Source organism: Dysosmobacter sp., assembly GCF_034093755.1.
Lineage (GTDB): Bacteria > Bacillota > Clostridia > Oscillospirales > Oscillospiraceae > Oscillibacter.
This window is the reverse complement of sequence record NZ_JAXEBZ010000021.1, coordinates 78,232-97,319: the sequence shown is the minus strand read 5'-3', so window position 1 is coordinate 97,319 and position 19,088 is coordinate 78,232. Positions and strand designations below refer to the sequence as shown.

At 64.7% G+C, this 19,088-nt stretch carries 13 protein-coding genes and 1 tRNA gene; 4 read left to right on the top strand and 10 right to left on the bottom strand.

Annotated features, from left to right (window positions below; genetic code table 11):
* Positions 1–48: 48 nt before the first annotated feature.
* The 9 genes from SOX55_RS02610 to SOX55_RS02570 form a co-directional block, all read right to left on the bottom strand.
* On the bottom strand, positions 49–2,628 hold the full coding sequence (locus SOX55_RS02610; protein ID WP_325285877.1) for an S-layer homology domain-containing protein: 2,580 nt from the start codon (positions 2,626–2,628) through the stop codon (positions 49–51).
* A gap of 25 nt (positions 2,629–2,653) precedes the next feature.
* Entirely contained in the window at positions 2,654–4,279 is a 1,626-nt protein-coding gene (locus tag SOX55_RS02605) for an S-layer homology domain-containing protein (protein ID WP_325285876.1), read from the bottom strand.
* An 83-nt stretch (positions 4,280–4,362) separates the two neighbouring features.
* Entirely contained in the window at positions 4,363–9,456 is a 5,094-nt protein-coding gene (locus SOX55_RS02600) for an S-layer homology domain-containing protein (RefSeq protein WP_325285875.1), read from the bottom strand.
* An 81-nt stretch (positions 9,457–9,537) separates the two neighbouring features.
* A complete protein-coding gene (locus tag SOX55_RS02595) occupies positions 9,538–9,903 on the bottom strand; it encodes a hypothetical protein (protein ID WP_325285874.1) in 366 nt (121 codons plus the stop codon).
* 169 nt (positions 9,904–10,072) lie between these two features.
* On the bottom strand, positions 10,073–10,696 hold the full coding sequence (locus tag SOX55_RS02590) for a response regulator transcription factor (RefSeq protein WP_325285873.1): 624 nt from the start codon (positions 10,694–10,696) through the stop codon (positions 10,073–10,075).
* Complete coding sequence (locus SOX55_RS02585) at positions 10,693–11,682, bottom strand: sensor histidine kinase (RefSeq protein WP_325285872.1); 990 nt, start codon at positions 11,680–11,682, stop codon at positions 10,693–10,695. Before SOX55_RS02585 ends, SOX55_RS02590 begins: the two co-directional genes overlap by 4 nt.
* A complete protein-coding gene (locus SOX55_RS02580) occupies positions 11,679–13,340 on the bottom strand; it encodes a histidine kinase N-terminal 7TM domain-containing protein (protein WP_325285871.1) in 1,662 nt (553 codons plus the stop codon). The genes SOX55_RS02585 and SOX55_RS02580 overlap by 4 nt, the downstream gene beginning before the upstream one ends.
* Positions 13,341–13,381: 41 nt before the next feature.
* On the bottom strand, positions 13,382–13,684 hold the full coding sequence (locus tag SOX55_RS02575; RefSeq protein WP_325285870.1) for a zinc-ribbon domain-containing protein: 303 nt from the start codon (positions 13,682–13,684) through the stop codon (positions 13,382–13,384).
* Positions 13,656–14,054 carry a hypothetical protein gene (locus SOX55_RS02570; protein WP_325285869.1) on the bottom strand — a complete coding sequence of 133 codons (399 nt, stop codon included), beginning with the start codon at positions 14,052–14,054 and terminating at the stop codon, positions 13,656–13,658. Before SOX55_RS02570 ends, SOX55_RS02575 begins: the two co-directional genes overlap by 29 nt.
* A 299-nt stretch (positions 14,055–14,353) precedes the next feature.
* Between SOX55_RS02570 and SOX55_RS02565 the strand changes: the two genes are divergently transcribed.
* Positions 14,354–15,421 (top strand): histidine kinase N-terminal 7TM domain-containing protein, encoded by a 1,068-nt coding sequence (locus SOX55_RS02565; RefSeq protein WP_325285868.1) that lies wholly within the window; start codon positions 14,354–14,356, stop codon positions 15,419–15,421.
* An 86-nt stretch (positions 15,422–15,507) separates the two neighbouring features.
* Here the strand turns inward: SOX55_RS02565 and SOX55_RS02560 are convergent.
* Positions 15,508–15,581, bottom strand: a tRNA-Gly gene (locus SOX55_RS02560).
* A 131-nt stretch (positions 15,582–15,712) separates the two neighbouring features.
* Between SOX55_RS02560 and SOX55_RS02555 the strand changes: the two genes are divergently transcribed.
* From SOX55_RS02555 to SOX55_RS02545, 3 genes are all read left to right on the top strand, one after another.
* The gene (locus SOX55_RS02555; protein ID WP_325285867.1) at positions 15,713–16,831 is read left to right on the top strand and encodes a D-alanyl-D-alanine carboxypeptidase family protein; all 1,119 of its coding nucleotides are present in this window, start codon (positions 15,713–15,715) and stop codon (positions 16,829–16,831) included.
* Between the two features lie 70 nt (positions 16,832–16,901).
* A complete protein-coding gene (locus SOX55_RS02550; RefSeq protein WP_442873602.1) occupies positions 16,902–18,248 on the top strand; it encodes a glucose-6-phosphate isomerase in 1,347 nt (448 codons plus the stop codon).
* A gap of 159 nt (positions 18,249–18,407) precedes the next feature.
* A complete protein-coding gene (locus tag SOX55_RS02545; RefSeq protein ID WP_325285865.1) occupies positions 18,408–18,818 on the top strand; it encodes an ATP-binding protein in 411 nt (136 codons plus the stop codon).
* Positions 18,819–19,088: the final 270 nt, after the last annotated feature.

Genomic DNA, 19,088 nt, shown 5'->3' with positions numbered 1-19,088 from the left:
CGGCAGGCATCGGCCTGCCGCCCCGTTGTCTCTGGGGATAGCTCTGTTTTACTCCGCGAAGGCCCGCCACAGGAAGGTGACGATCTGGGCCCGGGTGCAGGTGGTGCCGGGGGCAAAGGTGGCGGCGGTGGTGCCGTTGGTGACGCCCTGGTTCACCGCCCAGTTGACGGCGTCAGAGGTCACGTCGGTGAAGGCGGCGGCGGGGGCCTTGGGGCAGCCCGCCTGCTTCCACATGAACTCCACCGCCATCAGGCGGGTGCAGGGGTCATAGGGGCCGAATTTGGTGCCGCCGGCCATACCCTGCTCCGCCGCCCAGGCGGTGGCCTTTTCAAAGTAGGCGCCGGCGGGGATGTCGGTGAAGGGGCAGGCGCCCTTGGGCTCCGGGCAGCCGTTGGCCCGCCACAGGAAGGTGATGATCTGGGCCCGGGTGCAGGTGTTGTGGGGGCTGAAGGTGGCGGCGGTGGTGCCGTTGGTGATGCCCAGGTCCACGGCCCACTCCACGGGGTAGAAGAAGTAGGCACCCACCGGCACGTCGATGAAGGTGGGGGTGGGCGTCACCACCGTCTCGGAGACGGTGAGGCCGGCCTTGTTGGAGGTGACCTCCCCGGCCTTGTTGCTGACCACGCAGTAATATTTGGTGCCGTCATCGTCCGCCGCGTTGACGGCCTTGATGGTGTAGCTGGGGCCGTTGGTGCCCACCTTGGCGGCGGCACCGTTCTTACCCACCATCCACCACTGATAATTCAGGGCCTCGCCGGCGGCGGCGACGGTGAAGGTCACGTCCTCGCCGGGTCTGGCGGTGACAGCCTTGGGCTGCCTGGTGATCACCGGCGCGCCGAGGGTCAGCGCCGGGAAGGTATAGCTGATTTTCATCTCCTGGCTGCCCGCCCCGGAGATGACCTTTGCGGTCTGGCCGTTGACGGTGACGGCGGGGCTGGCGGCGAAGCGGAAGCCGTCCTTGGCCTCCAGGGACACCGTGACGGCGTAGGCCTTTCCGGCGGCAAAGGTGCCGTCTGCCGGCTCCCAGTTCACGGCGGCCACGGTGTAATTGCCGCTGCCCGCCAGGGCGGTGGTGTCCGGCCTGGCGCCGATCACCGGCACGTCGATGCCGGTGACGGAAACGGCCGCAATGTCGCTGACCGCCGCCGTCAGTGCCGGGAAGGTGAAGCTGACGGTATAGGTGACGAATTTGCCCTTGACGGAGGAAGTCAGGGCGGCCTTCTGTCCGTTGACCGTGACAGAGCCGGCCGTGGCGAAGTCATCGGCCAGCACGTGGGCGGCGTCCGCCTTCAGTGTAAAGGAGACAGTGTATGCCTTCCCCGCCTGGAACGTGGCGTCGGCGGGGGACCATTTGACGCTGCTGGCCTCAACACCGCTGCCGGTCACAGCCGTGGAGGGGGCCTTGCCGATCTCCGGCGGGGTGACGGTCATGGCGGCGGATCTGACGATCTGGGACTCGTCCGCGCCCACCTTGATGTAGAACGCGTAGCGCTTCTCATTGGCGTTCAGGCCAGCCGCCGTGTCGTCCGAGGTCAGGCCGTTCCAGGTTGCGGTGCTGCCGGAGGCGAAGGCGTAACCGTCCGCCGCGGATACCGTCACCACCACCGCCACATTGTCCCCGTCGGAGGGAACGTAATCGGTCAGGATTTTCCGGAACATCTGGTACTCCACCTTCTCGACGGTGCAGCCGGGAGTGGAGGTGGAGGCGTTGTAGTCGGCCGCCTGGCCGTGGACGAGGGCGTCCAGGTCGGTGATGGTGACGTTGGATACGTAGGTGGTATTGTCGCTGATGGCGATTACGCCGGAACAGCTGATATCTGTAGTGCCGCGGACGGCCGGACCCTCGAAGGTGTCCGCGATAACCGTGACGTCCTTCGCACCTTCCACGCTCAGTGAGCCTGTCACAGCCATGCTGGTGCCGCCGTTTTTGATGACAACATTCCCCGTGCAGTCGATGGTGACGTCACCGGTGACGGTGGGGCTGCCGCTGATGGCGGTCACCGTGACATCCTTCGCGCCGCTGGCGGTCAGCGAGCCGGCCAGCGCAAAACCCGTGCCTTCATTTGTAATGGCCACATTGCCGGAGCAGGTGATTTTCGCACTGCCGATGACGATGGGGCCGGTGGTGTTTCCGGTGACGGTGACGTCCTTCGCACCGCTGACGGTCAGTGAGCCCCCCACAGCATACCCACTGCTGTTTGTGATGGACACATTGCCGGAGCAGGTGATTTTGGCTGCGCCGTTTATGCCCGGGGCGCTGCAGTCGGCAGCCACAGTGACGTCCTTCGCGCCGCTGATGGTCAGGTTGCGGGCGACAGGGCCGTCACTGCCATCAATCTGAACGTTGGTGGCACCGCTGCCCTGGATGACGGTGGATGTCATTTCCCCGTCCGCGTCCACCAGGCTGCCGCTGATGATGAGAGTGTCGGTGGAGGAGAAATACTTGACTTTGCCGGAATTGCCGCCCGGCAGCACATTCCCGGCGTTCTCAGAAGTGACGACGGTACCGTTGACGGTAATCCCGTCACTCAACGGGGCTGCCACGGCCGGGATGCTCATGGTAGGGACCAGTCCCAGCACCATCACCAGCGTCAGCAGGACGCTCAGCAGTTTTGCGCGCTTTTTCATGTGTGGGTCCCTCCTTTACCGCCGGTCAGTCTCCGAAGGCCCGCCACAGGAAGGTGACGATCTGGCCCCGGGTACAGGTGTTGTTGGGAGAGAAGGTGGTGTCGGTGGTGCCCTTGGTGACGCCCGCGTCCACCGCCCAGTTGACGGCCTCAGAGGTCACGTCGGTGAAGGCGGCGGCAGGGGCCTTGGGGCTGCCGGCCTGCTTCCACATGAACTCCACGGCCATCTCCCGGGTGCAGGGATCGTAGGGGGCGAACCTGCCGCCGGCGGCCATGCCCTGCTGGGCGGCCCAGGCGGTGGCCTTCTCGAAGTAGGCGCCGGAGGGCACGTCGGTGAAGGGGCAGCCGCCCGCGGGCTCCGGGGACCCAGCGGCACGCCACAGGAAGGTGATGATCTGGGCCCGGGTGCAGGTGTTGTTGGGGCTGAACGCGGTGTCCGAGGTGCCGTTGGTGATGCCCTTGTCCACCGCCCAGGCCACGGGGTCCTTGTAGTAGGCGGTCTCCGCCACGTCGGCGAACTTGATCTCCCGCTTGATGATGGGCTTCTGGATGACCGCCGGCGTTTCCTCCTTCAGCACCAGCTGGACGGTGTCGGACCGCTCCTCGCCGTAGTCGTTGGACACCACGCAGTAGAACACGGCCTTGTCATAATTGCTGAAGGCGTTGGTGACAAGCAGCGCGGGGGCGTCGGTGCCCACCTTCCTGGGGGCTCTGGAGATGGCGCTGGAGGCGTCGCTGATTCCGTACCACTGGTAGTGCAGCGGCCCGGTGCCGTCGGCCTCCAGGGTGAAGCTGGCGGTGCCGCCCTTGGCGACGGCGGCGTCCACCGGCTGCCTGGTGATGGAGGGCGCGTAGGTGACCGTGGCCCAGTTATCATTTTTGGTGTTCTCCGGGATCAGGGTCAACTTCGCCTCGTCGGAGGTTTTGGACGCGCCGGTGACGGACACCTCGCAGTAGACGCTGCCCGCCTCATAACGGTCCAGGGTCAGGGTGGGGCTGTCCTCGCCCACCTTCTCGGCGGTGCCGTTCTCGGGCCGGAAATACCACTGGTAGTGGAGCTCCGCGGTGTGCTGGGCGGCCACGGTGAAGGTGGCGGTGCCGCCCTTGGCGATCTCAGCGTCCTGGGGCTGCTGGGTGATGGTGGGCATCTGGACCACCACCGCGGTGCTGCCGTTATCCATGTAGTAGCCGGAAATGGCAGCGTCCTTCCACCAGTCAATGTTGATGGTGCCGTCGCTGGCCACGTAGACGGCGTCGGTCACGGCGCTGAGGTTCATGGTGATGGTGCCGGTGTACTTGTTCAGGATGGTGCCCCGTCTGCCCAGGACCTGGGTGGTGGGGAAGGTGTAGCCGCCGTCGGGGGCCAGGATGATGCGCAGGTAGTACTTGCCGCCCTCTTTGAACTCGGTGCAGCGGCTTTCGTCGGCAGCGCCGTTGCCGTCGCTGTCCCACCACCAGTAGCAATCCTTCACGGTGACGCCGTCGGAGACGGTGATGTCGGTGCTGGGGGTGTCATCCACCCAGGGCTTCACCAGGCCCTTGACAGCGATGGTGTCCACGTCCGTCAGATTCACAGCGCTGGCGGCAGGGACCAGGGACAGGGCCATCGCCAGCGTCAGCATCAGGCCCAGCAGTTTTTTCATGGTTTTCATGATCATTCCTCCTTGTGGAAATAGGGGGCAGCCCTGTGCGGCCCCGGAAGGGGGACCGCACAGGGCGAAAATGGTGTGTTTGCTCAGCCCAGGCAGCGATACAGGAAGGTCACAATCTGGGCGCGGGTGCAGTTGTTGGCGGGGCTAAAGGTGGTGGCGGTGGTGCCGCCGGTGATGCCGTTGGCCACGGCCCACAGCACCGCATTGGAGTAGTAAGTGCCCTCGGCCACGTCGGTGAAGGGATTCGCACTGTCAGCGGCGGGAGACTTCTGCGCGCGCCACAGGAAGGTGACGATCTGGGCGCGGGTGCAGGTGGCATTGGGGCTGAAGGTAGTGGCGGTGGTACCGCCGGTGATGCCGTTCTCCGCGGCCCACAGCACCGCCTGGTAGTAGTACGCGCCCTCGGCCACGTCGGTGAAGGGATTCTCGCCGGACTTGGGCGCGGGGCTGCCGGCGGCGCGCCACAGGAAGGTGACGGCCTGGGCGCGGGTGCAGGTGGCGTTGGGGGCGAAGTGGGTTTCGTCCACGCCGCCGGTGATGCCCTTCTCGGCAGCCCACAGCACCGCGTCATAGTAGTAGGCGTCGGCGGGGACATCCACGAAGAAGTTCAGCATGGAGTTATCCTCCATGAAGGTGGCCCGGACCGTGACCTTGGAGGCGGGCATGGTGAAGGTGTACTTGCCGCTCTTCTCGGTGAGCTTCACGTTGTCGCCGCTGCCGTTGGTGACGGTGATGGTCTCCAGGGTGTAGCCCTTGTCGGCCTTCACGGTCAGGGTGACGGTGTCGCCCTTGGCGGCGGTCTTGACATCGGAGGTCACAGAGCCGTTCTTGGCGGATTCCACGGTGATGGCGTAGGTGGTGATGCCGGAACCGCCGGAAGAACCGGAGCCGGAACCGCTGCCGGAGCCGCTGCCGCCGGTGGCGGGGATGGTCTCGGTGGCCAGAATCTTACCGCAGACGGTGCACTTCTTGTACTGGGAGCCGTCGTCGGTGGAAGTGGCCGGCTTGTCGATGATCCAGATGCCGGCGGTGTGGGCGGCCTGGTCGGCCTTTTCGCCGCAGGCGCACTCATGCCAGTGATTGTTGGCGTCGGACTTCCACGCGGTGCCGTAGCTGTGGGTGTGGCCGGCGGAAGGCTCCCACTCGGCATACAGGGTCAGGTTGGCGGTCACCGGGGTGGAGAAGTTGTAAGCCTTGGTGAGGGCCTTGTTGGTGTGCCAGTCCACAAAGGCATTGTCGCTCTTGGACGGGGACGCCGGCTTGGCGGCGGCGGAGCCGGGGGCCACGCTCTGGGCCGCCACTTCGGTGCCGCCGTTGGAGTTGAACTTCACGGTGTAGGCGCCGGTGGCGGGGATGGTGCGGGTCTCCGTCTTGCCGCACAGGGAGCAGGTACGGGTCTCCTTGCCGGTCTTGTCAAAGGTGGGGGCGGTGGTCTCGGTCCACTCGCTGAAGCTGTGGGCGGTCTTGTCGATCTTGTCGCCCTTGCTCACGATGGCGCCGCAGTCGGTGCAAACGGTGGTGCCGGTGTAGCCCGCCACGGTGCAGGTGGGTTCCTTGGCGCCGGTGGTTTCGGTGTTGGCATGGTATCTGCCGGTGCGGGTACCGGACTCGCCCTTCTCGCCGCAGACCGTGCACACATAGTCGCCGGTGTAGCCGGTGTGGGTGCAGTCGCCGGTCTTCACGGTCTTGGGATCAATCTGGAAGTCATGCTCGCCGGTGGCGGCGATGGGGTCGCCCTCAACCATCACCTTGCCGCACTCGTCGCAGATGGTGTCATCCGTCTTGCCGTTGGCGCCGCAGGTGGGGGCGATGGCGCCGCCGGTGTGGGTGGAGGTGTGGGGGCAGGCGATAAACGCGCCGTAGATGTTGATGGTATAGTCATTGAGCAGCGCGGGGTCATGGGCGGGGGTGATGTTCTTCACCACGAAGGTGGTCTCGCTGGCGTTGGCATTGGCCAGGGTCACGCCGCCGCTCATCACTTCCCAGTGATCGAACTTCTTGCCCTCGATCTGGCTGGCCTTGATGGTGATGGTCTGGTCCACGGTGCCGCCGGCCACCGGATTGCCGGCAGCGTCAAAGCTTTCGCCGTTCTGCACGCCGATGGGATAGCCGCCGGCGGGGATGGACCTGGTGCTCCAGAAGCCGCAGTCCAGGCACTCGCCGTAGGCGGCGCCCTCCTCGGTGGCGGTGGGAACTGCCACCACGTTCCAGGCGGACATTCTGTGGGGGTGGAGGTAGCCCTTCTGCTCGCACATCTCGCCCTTGCAGTAGAACCAGTGGCCCGTTCCGTCGCCGCCCATGACCTTTTCGCCGGCGTAATAGAAGTCACCGGAGGCGGGATTGCCCTTGGCGTCATTCGTTACATTCCACCCGGCGACGGCCTCCACAAAGGCATACTGGAAGTATTCATCGTAGGTGTAGAACGCATGGGTGTGGGCCAGCTTGTCAACGTCCCGATAGATTTCGTAGCCGCAGACCTTGCAGGTGGCCGTATCCTCGCCCATCGCGTCCTCGGTGGGTTCCGTGGTCCGGACCCAGTCGCCGTAGACGTGGGAGCTCTGATAGACGCTGTTCGCCGGCTCCATGCCCTCGGGGAAGATCACGGGGCTGCCGTCCTTGTCCAGCACCTGCTTGGCGCCGCAGCCGGAGCACTCCTGCCAGTGAACCGTGTCATTGTACTTGTAGACGAAGTGATGGACATGGGTGGCGTCCAGCTTGGGAGTCACCGTGTAGTCCTTGTAGCCGCAGTCCTTGCAGGCCCGGTACTTCAGGCCGGTGTGGTCGGTGGTGGCGCCGTACACCCACTGCCAGCCGTTGTAGTTGTGGTCGGCCGCGGCGCCCAGGGCCTCCCCGCAGCCCTCGCCCACGCAGATCTTCTGGTGCTGGGCGGAGGTGAAATGGGTGGTGCTGCTGCCGCCGGGCGTCAGCTGGATACTCTTGCTGCCGCCGTCAGGCAGGTCCTGATACTTGAAGCTGTGCTTACCGATGAGGTCGGCCGTGTCGGAATACATGAAGTAGTCGTAATCGCCGGTTTCCTCGTTGTACAGGCCGGCCCAGCAGCGCACCCGGATATTGCCGCAGCAGATGTCGGTGGGCACGCTGAGGATCAGGGTGGACTGCTGGAAGAAATCGGGGTTGCTGTTCCGGATCTCCTGGGGGACCAGGTTGGCATACGTGTCCTCCACGTCCTGGAAGCTGCAGGTGCCGTCCGGCTTCACATAACCCGCTTCCCAATAGTAGCCGAAATCCTCTTCCGTGTGGCCCTTGGCGTCCCGCGGCTTCACGGTGAAGGCGACGGTCATGCCCAGCTGCTCCTCCAGACCCACGTCGGGCACGGTGACGGTGACGTTCTTGGGCTGGCGGGCGAACCACATGGTGTCGCACCGCTTGCCGCAGACGGTGCACAGGCCGCTGGCGCTGTACACATGGTCATGGGCGGGCACCTCATAGGGGATCACCACGCCGGTCTCCATGACATAGCCGCAGTCTTCGCAGACGTACTTGCCCTCGCCGTTGGTCTTGGTTGCCGCGTTGGGGGCGGTGACGGTCACCAACTGGGGAGCGTGGTCCTCCGTGGAGCCGTGCTTGCCGCACTCCGAACAGACGGTCCAGTGGCCGTGGGAGTTGCTGCCGTAGGGCGTGGTGAACACGCAGGTGTGGCTTGCGCACTCATCACAGCCGGTGGGATCGTCCAGGCAGACGCCGTGGGCGCAGTGGTAGTTCTCGCTCTCCACGCAGGTCTCGCACATGCCGCAGTACTCGCAGCGCTCGTCGTTGCCGGGGCACTCCTCGCAGTTGACGCAGAAGTGCTCCTCCCAGTCGAGGCTCTCCACGCAGATATCGTGCTCGCAGTGGGTCTCGCCCTCGGCGCAGTCGGCGCACAGGCCGCAGTCATCGCACAGGTCATGGCCTTCGCAGACCAGATTCACGCCGCAGCCGGGGCACAGGTGGCTCTCGTCCTCATAGTCCGGGTCGCCCTCGGAGCAGAAGCCGCAGCTGCAGTGCAGTTCCATGATCTCCGCGCAGTCGAAGCAGAAATTGCAGAACTCGCAGATCTCGTCAAAGTCGTAGCACTCGCCGCACTCCTCGCAGTAGTGGCCCTCGTCATAGAAGTCGGCGCTATCGCGGCACAGATCGTGGTCGCAGTGGTAGTCCTCGGCGCACTCCTCGCAGCGGCCGCAGTCCTCGCAGACGTCCCCGTAGCCCGGGCAGTTGCCGCACTCGGCGCACAGGTGGTCCTCAAACTCGCTGCTCTCGGTGCAAATCTCGTGGACGCAGTCGAACATCTCCGTGACGCTCCGGCAGCAGTCCTCGCACCAGCCGCACTCGTCACAGAATTCCACGCCCTTGCCCAGGATGCACTCATCGCACTGGGGGCAGATGAATTCCTCGGCGCACTCCTTGCAGTGGGTCCCCTCGCCGCACCACTCGCACCATTCGCCACTCTTAGTGAATTCGTCGCACTCCTCGCAGATCCACTCAGCTTCCTTCAGGCAGTCATAGCAGAAGGTGTAGCCGAATTCATCATAGGCGCCGTCCACCTCGCCGCCCTCGCTGGCCACGCACTTGGCGCAGTGCAAACAGTGGGCGCCGCCCGCCTGGCACTCCAGGCAGTTGCCGCAGTCCTCGCAGAACATATCCTGGTCGCAGATGAAGCATTTGCCGCAGTTGCCGCAGACCCAGTCCTCGGCACAGCCGGTGCAGTGGACGTGGGCGCCGCCGGGGTGGTCCTTGTCGCACATAGAGAGGCCGCCCAAACCGCACTCATAGCAGTCGATGCAGTGGATTTCCATCTCTTCAATGCAGTCTTCGCACAGGCCGCATTCGGAACAAATATCAAAGTCCTCTTTATGGCAGGAAACGCAGTGCGTTCCATCCTGTTCCGCGCAGGTCCAGCAGGTGAGGCAGGACTCGCAGTATTCGTCATCCTCCCAGAGGCACTTGCCGCAGTCCTGGCAGTGGTGCTCCTCATAGCAGGATGTACGGCCGCTGTCCGCGGAGCAGCCGCCGCAGCCGTCGCACTTCCAGTCGCCCCAGTTGTACGCGCCGCAGTAGGGACAGTTCTCGCCGTCCTCATAGTCGCTGGCAAAGGCCGGGATGCTCATGGCCGGGAGCATCCCCAGCACCATGGACAGCGTCAGCAGCCAGCTGAGCAGTTTGTGGGTTCGTTTCTTCATGATCTTCCTCCTTATTCTGAAAAGTGGTTGTCTCCGGCCCGTTCCCCGGGCCTGTTGGTTGACCGTGTGGGGGTTCCCCCGTCAGAGGGTGTCCATCAGCGCCGCAAGGTAGCTGGCACTGACGGAGCCGTAAATGAACTGGTCGATGAGGCCCTGCTTCTTGACCTGCCGGACCCGCTCCGCCACCTCCTCCTCCGAGTTTTCGTCCACAATGAAGACTACCTTGCACTGCGGGTCAGCCGCTTTCACGGCGTCGCGGATTTTCAGCCGCTCCTCCAGCACATAGGGCGGGTAGCCCGTGACTTCCAGCAGCACGGCGTACGGCTCGCACAGCCGGGCGTACTGCATGGTCTCACCGGGCGTGGCCGCCCGCTGGACAAGGAAATCGCTGTGTTTGTCCGCCTGAAGGGACTGGGCAATGGCATCTGCGAAGACATAGTTCTTCATGTTGACAATGACCCTGCGCACCTTCTGATCACCAGCTTTCCGTTGAAGATTGGGTATCCTCCGATTCTATTGTACCGGAATCCGCCCCGCCTTTCCCTACCCGGTCGGGTAGTCTTTCGCCCCGGGACAAAAAAAATCCGCGCCCGGCACACGCCGGACGCGGATCGGTTTACAGGCCGGGGACGATGAAGTCCTTTTTGATGACGGCCCCCACCAGGGTGACCCGGCTGTTGTAGCCGGTTTTGTCGTACAGGCCCTTGATGTGCCACTTCACATCGTCCACGCTGATGTGCAGCTCCTTCGCGATGGCAGGGTTGCTGCAGCCCTGCACCATCAGCCGCAGCACGCTCAGCTGCATGGGGGTCAGGTCCGTGGACCGGGCGGTGCCGATGCGGATCACCGGGGTGGTGTCCGGGTAGACGGACCGGCCCTCCATAGTGCGGTCCATCACCGCCAGCAGCTCCTGGTCCCCCGTCTCCTTGTACCAGAAGCTGTCCGCCCCCGCCGCTCTGGCCCGGTCGATGAGGTCCGTGGAGGCCATGCCGGTGATGATGATGATTTTGATGTGGGGCATCCGCCGCTTGATGACGGCGGCGGCGGCAATGCCGTCTTCGTCGTTTTCCGTGCAGTAGTCCATGAGAATCAGGTCAATGGGGGTGTGGAGGCAGACGGTCTCCGCCATGGCGGCGTTGGTGATGGCCGCGGAAAGCACATAGCGGTCGCTGTCCCGCAGGTAGCCGGCGATGCAGTCCCGGCCCATTTTGGTGTCCTCCACCAGCAGTACGTTGATCATCCTTGTTCCTCCTTCCCCGGCAGAACGATGGTCAGCCGGAAGGCCGGTTTGCCCTCCACCGTCATGGTCCCCTGCCGGTGCTCCACCCGGCGGCGCAGGCCGGACAGCCCGCCGCCTTCCACAATCTCGCCCTCCGGCGGTGTTCCGTTGTTGGTGATGACCGCAATGTCCGATTCCGCCCTCCGGGCCAGCTCCACGGTCATCTCGCTGCCGCCGGCGTGGCGGACGGTGTTGGTGGCGCACTCCCGCATGGCGGCGATCATCAGCCGGGCGTTTTCCGCCGACTGCGGCAGCTTGCCCGTCACCCGCACCCGGACGCCGATCTCCGCCGCGGAGGCCAGCAGCGCCGGCAGGGTGTCAGGCCCGCTGTCCCGGCCGCCCCCGGCGGCGGTGATGCGCCCCAGGGTCTCCGCCCAGCGCCGGCCCCCGGTGCGATAGTCCTCCAGGGCGGCGTCCCCCGTCAGCAGCAGCTTCCGGGTGGCCAGCAGGCACTGGCCCATATCGTCATGGACCCGGATTTTCATGGCCAGCGTCTCCTTTTCCCGGACGATGCGGTCCAGCTCCGCGTAAAGCTGTCTGGCCCGCCGGTTGGCCTCCGCCAGGGCCGCGTTGTCCCGCTCCAGCTCCGCCTGCTTTTCCCGCAGCTCCGTCACGTCGATGGCCTGCACCTGGGTGTAATCCTCCCCCTCCGCGTCGGTGACGGAGGTCTCCGAAAACTGCCAGCAGGTGCCGTCGGGGAAGCGGTAGAGCCGCGCCGCCCGGTCCAGCACCTCCACGCCGGGCCGGGGCTGGTCCAGCGCCCGCCGCAGCTCGCCCATGTGCTGCAGGTCCATCCCCATGAGGATGTGGCACAGGTGATACATCTGCCGGTTGCACAGCAGAATGGTGCCGCCGGCGCCGGCAAAGCAGATGGCGGAGGGCAGGTTGTCAAACCCCTCCTTCACGGAGGAGCGTCCCAGCCCGGGTTTGCGGTGAAACAGTCTCATACCGGCGCGCCTCCCTTCCCCACGGTGAGACGGCAGTAGCACAGCTCCTCGTCCCGCTCCAGTTCCGTCTCCGGGAAGCGGCGGCGCAGGGCCGGCAGCTCCCCGTCCCATTCCAGCATCAGCGTCATCCGCCAGCCCGGGGCCGTCCGGGCCACCATCACGTCCATGGCCGGCAGGCGCTGCCACACCTCCTCCACCGCCGCCTCGAAGAAGTCGTAGAGCCGTCCGGCGGCGGCGCCGTCCATGGGCGCCTCCCCCTCCAGGCTGACGGCGCAGTCCATCCCCGCCAGACGCAGGTTGGACACGGATTCGTTCAGGCACAGCAGCAGCTCCCGGGCGGGGACGGTGCCGGTTTCGTCGGCCAGGAACACCAGATTGCTGCGGCGCTTGATATAGGCCCCCAGCACGGCGATGCGGCCGTGGAGCGCCCGGGCGGCGGCCAGGTCCTCCGCGTCCTCCAGCCGCGCGGCCAGCGCCGCCAGCCGCTCCATGGCGGGGGAGACGGTGCGGTCCATGGCGTCATAGAGCCGCTTCTGCTCCTCCAGCTCGCACCGGGCCTGCTTCTGCCGGTTTTCCTCCTCCAGCAGCGTGGAGTACCCCGCCAGCTCCTCCCGGGTGTCGTGAAGCTGCCGCAGCACCTCCAGCAGCTCCGCCACGTTCTCCTGCCAGAAGATGCGCCCGCCCCGGATACCGGCGGCGCAGAGGCGGATGCCGCCGGGCAGCGGCACCGGGCCTTCCTCCGTCCGGCGCAGCACCGCCTCCGGCACGGTCCGGGCGTTCCGGGAGGCCAGCCAGGGCCGGTAGTCCCCGTCCGTGATCTGCGCCCCCACGGTGGAGGCGTCGAACAGCTCCCGGTAGTGGGTGTTGGAGGGAATCAGGCCGCACTGGATGCAGCTTTCCAGGGCGGCGGTGATCAGCAGGCAGAGCACCACGGTGATATCCCCGGCGATCCGCTTCAGCCACGGCAGCCGCAGCACATCCAGCACGCCGTAGATCACCGCCAGCACCACGGGCACGAAGGGCAGCAGCAGAACTCTGCGGCTACCGGGAATCCGGCATTTGAGCAGCATGGTGACCAGAGCCGTCACGGCGCAGGCCACCTCCCAGCCCACCGCCAGATAATACACCATGCCGTGGCGGTACTCGTTCGCCCAGATCACCGCGTCCGCCGGGAAGGCAAACGCCAGCTGGTGGAGGTCATTGGTCAGCACCAGCAGCACCAGCGCGGCGGTGGGAATGTACAGGAGGTTTGTCCGCTTCGGCAGGCGGTAGTTCTCCGGCTTGCCCAGGGACAGCGCCACGAACACCGCCAGCAGCGGGATGAACAGCATGGGCAGGTAGTACAGGTACCACAGGTGGCGCAGCACCCCGGGGTCCCGGGCGAAGTGATACCGAATCGTCCGGGCCGTGACCCAGAACACCATCAGGGCGGCAGCGGCGGTGAGACTGTGGCGCACCTGGGGCTGGATGACCCGCCCGCGGACGGAGATGCCCCACGCGGAAAACAGCACAATGTAGATGCAGGAGCGGGAAAGCGCGCAGGCCCAGTCCAGCGGGTCCTCCGCGTGAAAGCCGATCTGCCGCAGGACAGCCGCCGCCAGAACCGCCGCCGCGGCGCAGAGGAAGGCGCCGTGTTTTTTCAGTTTTCCCGTTTTCATCGCGTCTCCTCCTCTCCTCCGTTCTGAGCCGCCCGGCCCCGTCAGGTACGGCCCGCCCGCCGGCGGCGCCCGGCCATGAAGCAGAACACCCGCTTTCCGCAGCTGGGGCAGTACCGGGAACCGGGCGAGAGCACCGTGCCGCAGGCGGGGCAGCAGGCGTGCTGCCGTTTGTAGCAGTCATACAGGGTCTCCTCCGGCAGCTTCCCGCCGCAGGCGGGACAGGCGGCGGCGCCGGCGTCCGCCATGCGGCCGCACGTTCCGCACACCGCCGTCTTCCGCATCACATTGGGGCCGAAGCCGAAGGCCTCCAGGGTGTCATATCTCGCTTTTTCCGCAGCCGTCATACACGTTCTCCCTCCCCGGATACTTCAGCAGTCTGCCGCACCTGGGGCAGATCCTGCCGGGATCGTCCAGCTTCGCGCCGCAGCTTTTGCAGAACTTCGCCTCCGCTTCGTAGGGCGCGCACCCCACGCACTCCCACACCTCCACGTTATACATGGCGTTGCTGACATACCTGCCGCAGCTGCGGCACTCATTGAAGTGCTGTCTGCCCTCCGTCTCCCAGGCCAGCAGCAGCTCCTCCTCCGGCGTGTCCCCCCGGCAGGGGCCGGTGGTGCACATCAGTGCGCCGGAAAGGCCGCAGTAAAACCGGTACCGGTTTCCCTCCGCGCCGGCAATGACCTGAAAATCCGCGGTTGCCCGTTTCCTCCCCATGAGCGCCTTCCCCTTTCCCCCGGGCAGTACGCCCGGTTTACGCAGATTTAACACCCCCGGCCAAAGCAGTGCCTTGCCCGGGTCGGAAGCTTATGGTATAATGGCCGAAAGCGGCGGGGCCGGCTCCGTGCCCATGGGCGCGGGCGGCTGTCTTCCTGCCATAGGAAAATAATAGCGCTGCCCGGGGAATTTGTCTCCACACTTCCGGAAGAAAAAAGTGTGGGGAAAGTGTGGGGCGGGTGTGGGATGGCCGCAATCCCGTGAAAACGCGGCGGTCAGAGGAGAAGAGAAGAGATCGTATGAAGAAACTGTTTGCGGGCACAGCGGTCTTGCTGTTGATCATGCTGGGGCTGGCGGTCTGCGGTCCGGTGGGAGAGAAAAGCGTCAGCCTGACGGTGATTTACGGGGCGGCCGCCATTCTGTCCCTCCTGCTGCTGATAGGCTATTTCTGCCTGAAGCTCCGGCGGGACCCCTGGTTTATTCTGCTGTTTTCATCGGTGCTGGTGGTGAACGTGGGGTATTTCTGCCTGGCGGTCTCCTCCACCCTCAGCGAGGCATTGCTGGCCAACCGCATTTCCTACCTCGGCTCGGTGCTGCTGCCCATGTCCATGTTCCTCGTCATTCTGAACGTGACCGGAACCAGATACCCCCGGTATCTTCCGTGGGTTCTCATGGGCGTCTGCGTCCCGGTGTTCTTTGTGGCGGCCAGCCCGGGATATCTGGACATCTATTATAAGGAGGTGTCCTTCGCGGTGGTCAACAGCGTTGCCGTCCTGGTGAAGGTTTACGGCCCCTGGCACTTCCTGTATCTGTTCTATCTGTTCGCCTATTTCGCGGCAATGGCGGCTGTCATTGCCCACGCGGCCGCCGTGAAGGCCATCGACACCACCCTGCACGCCGTCATTCTGGCCATGGCGGGGCTGACCAACCTGGGCGTCTGGCTGATCGAGCAGCTGGTAAACATAGAGTTTGAGATGCTGTCCATCTCCTATATCATCAGCGAGCTGTTCCTGCTGAGCGTCCATCTGGTCATCCACGAGAACCGCCAGCTGAAGGAGCGCGCAAGGCAAACGGAGCAGGCAGGACCTCCCCGGCCCGTGGCCGCGCCGCCGGCGGACGAGGAAGCGCAGAGCGATGACAGCGAAGCGCTTCTGCGGGCCCTGGCGGACCTGACGCCCAGGGAGCGGGCGCTGTTTGACGCCTACATGGCCGGCGACTCCACGAAGGATATCATGGCCGCCATGCACATTACGGAGAACACCCTGAAATTCCACAGCCGGAATCTCTACGGAAAGCTGGCCGTGACCTCCCGCAAGCAGATGGAGTCCCGCTACAGAAGCGTTTACGCGCCCGGCCGGCAGGGCTGACCAGCCTGTCCCGGAAGGGCGCCCCCGTTCCCCGAAAGTAAAACCCCCGGTATTCATTGCGCCGCAATGAATACCGGGGGTTTTTCTGGAGCGGATAACGGGAGTCGAACCCGCCTATGCAGCTTGGGAAGCTGCCGTTCTACCGATGAACTATATCCGCGTTTTCCGTTGTGAAGTGTATTATAGCACAGACTTTCGCCGTTTGCAACGTGAAAAATGGCGAATGACGCATGAATCCGCAGGCCTGTTTCATAAGATTTCAGCAGCGATGATAAAGGAGGAGGAACGAGGATGAAACGAATCGCGGCGTTTTTCTGCGCCATCCTGCTGCTGACCACCCCGGTCCGGGCGCTGGAGGTGGACGCGCCGGCGGCACTGCTGATGGAAAAGGAGACGGGCACCGTCCTGTTTGCCAAGGGGGAGCACCAGCAGCTGGAGCCGGCCAGCGTCACCAAGGTGATGACGCTGCTGCTGGTGATGGAGGCCATTGACAGCGGCCGGCTGAACTGGGACACCACCGTCACCGCCTCTGCCCACGCCTGCTCCATGGGCGGCAGCCAGATCTGGCTGAAGGAAAACGAGCAGATGAGTGTGGCGGACATGGTGAAGGCGGTGTGCGTGGTGTCCGCCAATGACTGTGCCGTGGCGCTGGCGGAGGCGGTGTCCGGCAGCGAGGAGGCCTTCGTGGAGCGGATGAACCGGCGGGCGGCGGAGCTGGGCATGGCGGACACCGTGTTCCGCAACGCCACCGGGCTGCCGGCGGCGGGCCACGTCACCTCCGCCGCGGACATCGCCGTCATGTCCCGGGAGCTGATCCTCCGTCACCCGGACATCCGGCAGTACACCACCATCTGGATGGACACCCTGCGGGGCGGCCAGTCCTCCCTGGTGAACACCAACAAGCTCATCCGCTTCTACAGCGGCGCCACGGGGCTGAAAACCGGCTCCACCGACGCCGCCGGCTACTGCCTCTCCGCCACGGCGGAGCGGGACGGCATGGAGCTGATCGCCGTCATTCTGAAGGACGCCACCTCCGCCCAGCGGTTCGAGGACGCCAAAAGTCTGCTGAACCACGGCTTCGCCAACTACGCCCTGGTGAACGTCACCGCCGGGCAGGCCCTGCTGCCGGTGGCGGTGTCCCTGGGCGCCCGGGCCACGGTGCAGCCGGTGCTGGAGAGCCGGTCGGTGCTGCTGGAGAAGGCCGCCGCGGCGGCTGTGGAGCGGGAGGTCAGCATGGCGCCTTCCGTAGAGGCCCCTGTGGCCACGGGCGACCGGCTGGGAACCCTCACCGTCACCTCCGGCGGCGGGGTGGTGGCGGAGGTGCCCATTCTGGCCGGGGAGGACGTCCCCCGCATCACCTACGGCGCCATGGCCCTGCGGCTGCTGCGCTCCGCGTTTCTGGCGTCATAATTCCCTTGTCAGTGGTTCCGGAAAATGATATAATCGGTTAAAGAGGCCCGTTTTGGGCAGGAAAGGAACGTTGAAAACAATGCTGAATGTCAAACGCTTTCAGATTCAGAAGTTTATTCCCACCGACTACGAAACAGACCTGACGCCCCGGCTCCGCACCGCGCAGGACCAGCTGCAGCACGCCACCGGCGCCGGCAATGACTTTGTGGGCTGGGTCCGTCTGCCCGCCGACTATGACCGGGAGGAATTCGCCCGTATCCAGGCCGCCGCCGCCAGAATCCGGAGCAGCTCCAAGGCCCTGGTGGTCATCGGCATCGGCGGGTCCTATCTGGGCGCCCGGGGCGTCATTGAGTGCCTGTGCTCCCCCAACTACAACCTGAAAAAGAAGGACACCCCCAACGTCTACTTTGTGGGCAACGGCCTGTCCTCCGACAGTCTGCAGGAGGTGATGGACCTGCTGGGAGATGACGATTTCTCCGTCAACGTCATCTCCAAGTCCGGCACCACCACCGAGCCCGCCGTGGCCTTCCGGTTCTTCCGGGAGAAGCTGGTGGAAAAGTACGGCCGGGAGGGCGCGAAAGAGCGCATCTTCGCCACCACCGACAAGGCCCGGGGCGCTCTGAAGTCCCTGGTGGACGCCGAGGGCTGGGAGACCTTCGTGGTGCCTGACGACGTGGGCGGCCGCTACTCCGTCCTCACCGCCGTGGGCCTGCTGCCCATCGCCGTCACCGGCGTGGACATTGAAGCCCTGATGGCCGGCGCCGCGGAGATGATGGACGTCTGCACCCGGGAGGGCTGCGATGAAAACCCCGCCTGGCGCTACGCCGCCGCCCGGTACGCCCTGTACTCCGCCGGCAAGTCCGTGGAGGTGCTGGCCTGCTATGACCCCGCCTTCCGGTTCATGGCCGAGTGGTGGAAGCAGCTCTACGGCGAGAGCGAGGGCAAGGAGGGCAAGGGCCTGTTCCCCGCCAGCGTGGACTTCACCGCCGACCTCCACTCCATGGGCCAGTATATCCAGGAGGGCCAGCGGCTGCTGTTTGAGACGGTGGTGCGCTTCGGCGAATCCGCCAGCCAGCTGCAGGTCCCCTTTGACCAGGTCAACGGCGACGGGCTGAACTTCCTGGCCGGCAAGTCCATGGACTTCATCCGGGACCGGGCCACCGAGGGCACCCTGCTGGCCCACACCGAGGGCGGCGTGCCCAACCTGCTGGTGGACGTGGAGGGCCGGAACGCCCGCTCCCTGGGCCAGCTGATCTACTTCTTCGAGTACGCCTGCGGCCTGTCCGGCTACCTGCTGGGGGTGAACCCCTTTGACCAGCCCGGCGTGGAGGCCTACAAGAAGAACATGTTCGCCCTCCTGGGCAAGCCCGGCTACGAGGACCGCAAGGCTGAGCTGGAGGCCAGACTGGGCGAGTAATGTCCGCCCCCTGTCAACACGGCATTATCAACAAAGTTTGCAGTCCCTTTTTTACCTTGTATTTTGCGGAAAGTTATGTTATCCTTAACATAATCAAAAACTATCAGCGTTTTGATTTCCGCGTCACCGCAATTTTTATGAGTACAGGAGTGATTTACTATGGTCAGACTGATTATGGGCGTGAAAGGCTCCGGCAAGACCAAGCAACTGATCGAAATGATCAACAACGCGGCGAAGGACGAGCCCGGCAACGTGGTTTGCATTGAGGCCAACCCTACGCTGACTTATGATATTCACTACAACATCCGCCTTGTCCACGCCCAGGAGTACAATCTCAACAGCTATGAGGTGTTCCGCGGCTTTATCAGCGGTCTGTATGCCGGCAACTACGACATCTGCCAGGTGTTCATCGACAACCTGTTCAAGATCGTCGGCGGCGAGGCCGGCGCCGATACCGAGGCTTTCCTGAACTGGCTGGATGTGTTCGGCGAGAAGAACGGCATCAAGTTCACCGTCTCCGCCAGCGGCGATCCCGCCACCGCCACCGAGGGCATGAAGCGGTTTATGTAAAGCGTACACAAAAAGGACCGTTCCGCAAATGCGGAACGGTCCTTTTGCGTTTTTTCCGGCTCCCGCCGGAACAGGGCGCCGGCAAAAAAGCCTCGCAGAGTTCGCACCCGCAGGTGCGAAAAAATGAAATCCGTTTTTTCCGGCGGCGTGTACGGCGGGAAAAACACTTCTCAGCCCGCAAGTGTGCGAGTTGTCCGCTGAAAGCGGACAGCGAGTGCGCGCGGCGGGCTGCTGCCTTCTCGAAAAAGTGGCAAAGCCACTTTTTCGAAA

Bases quoted from the DNA above. Each gene is read 5' to 3' on its own strand.
- SOX55_RS02610 (WP_325285877.1), bottom strand. From the start codon at position 2,628: ATGAAAAAGCGCGCAAAACTGCTGAGCGTCCTGCTGACGCTGGTGATG.
- SOX55_RS02605 (WP_325285876.1), bottom strand. From the start codon at position 4,279: ATGAAAACCATGAAAAAACTGCTGGGCCTGATGCTGACGCTGGCGATG.
- SOX55_RS02600 (WP_325285875.1), bottom strand. From the start codon at position 9,456: ATGAAGAAACGAACCCACAAACTGCTCAGCTGGCTGCTGACGCTGTCC.
- SOX55_RS02595 (WP_325285874.1), bottom strand. From the start codon at position 9,903: ATGAAGAACTATGTCTTCGCAGATGCCATTGCCCAGTCCCTTCAGGCG.
- SOX55_RS02590 (WP_325285873.1), bottom strand. From the start codon at position 10,696: ATGATCAACGTACTGCTGGTGGAGGACACCAAAATGGGCCGGGACTGC.
- SOX55_RS02585 (WP_325285872.1), bottom strand. From the start codon at position 11,682: ATGAGACTGTTTCACCGCAAACCCGGGCTGGGACGCTCCTCCGTGAAG.
- SOX55_RS02580 (WP_325285871.1), bottom strand. From the start codon at position 13,340: ATGAAAACGGGAAAACTGAAAAAACACGGCGCCTTCCTCTGCGCCGCG.
- SOX55_RS02575 (WP_325285870.1), bottom strand. From the start codon at position 13,684: ATGACGGCTGCGGAAAAAGCGAGATATGACACCCTGGAGGCCTTCGGC.
- SOX55_RS02570 (WP_325285869.1), bottom strand. From the start codon at position 14,054: ATGGGGAGGAAACGGGCAACCGCGGATTTTCAGGTCATTGCCGGCGCG.
- SOX55_RS02565 (WP_325285868.1), top strand. From the start codon at position 14,354: ATGAAGAAACTGTTTGCGGGCACAGCGGTCTTGCTGTTGATCATGCTG.
- SOX55_RS02555 (WP_325285867.1), top strand. From the start codon at position 15,713: ATGAAACGAATCGCGGCGTTTTTCTGCGCCATCCTGCTGCTGACCACC.
- SOX55_RS02545 (WP_325285865.1), top strand. From the start codon at position 18,408: ATGGTCAGACTGATTATGGGCGTGAAAGGCTCCGGCAAGACCAAGCAA.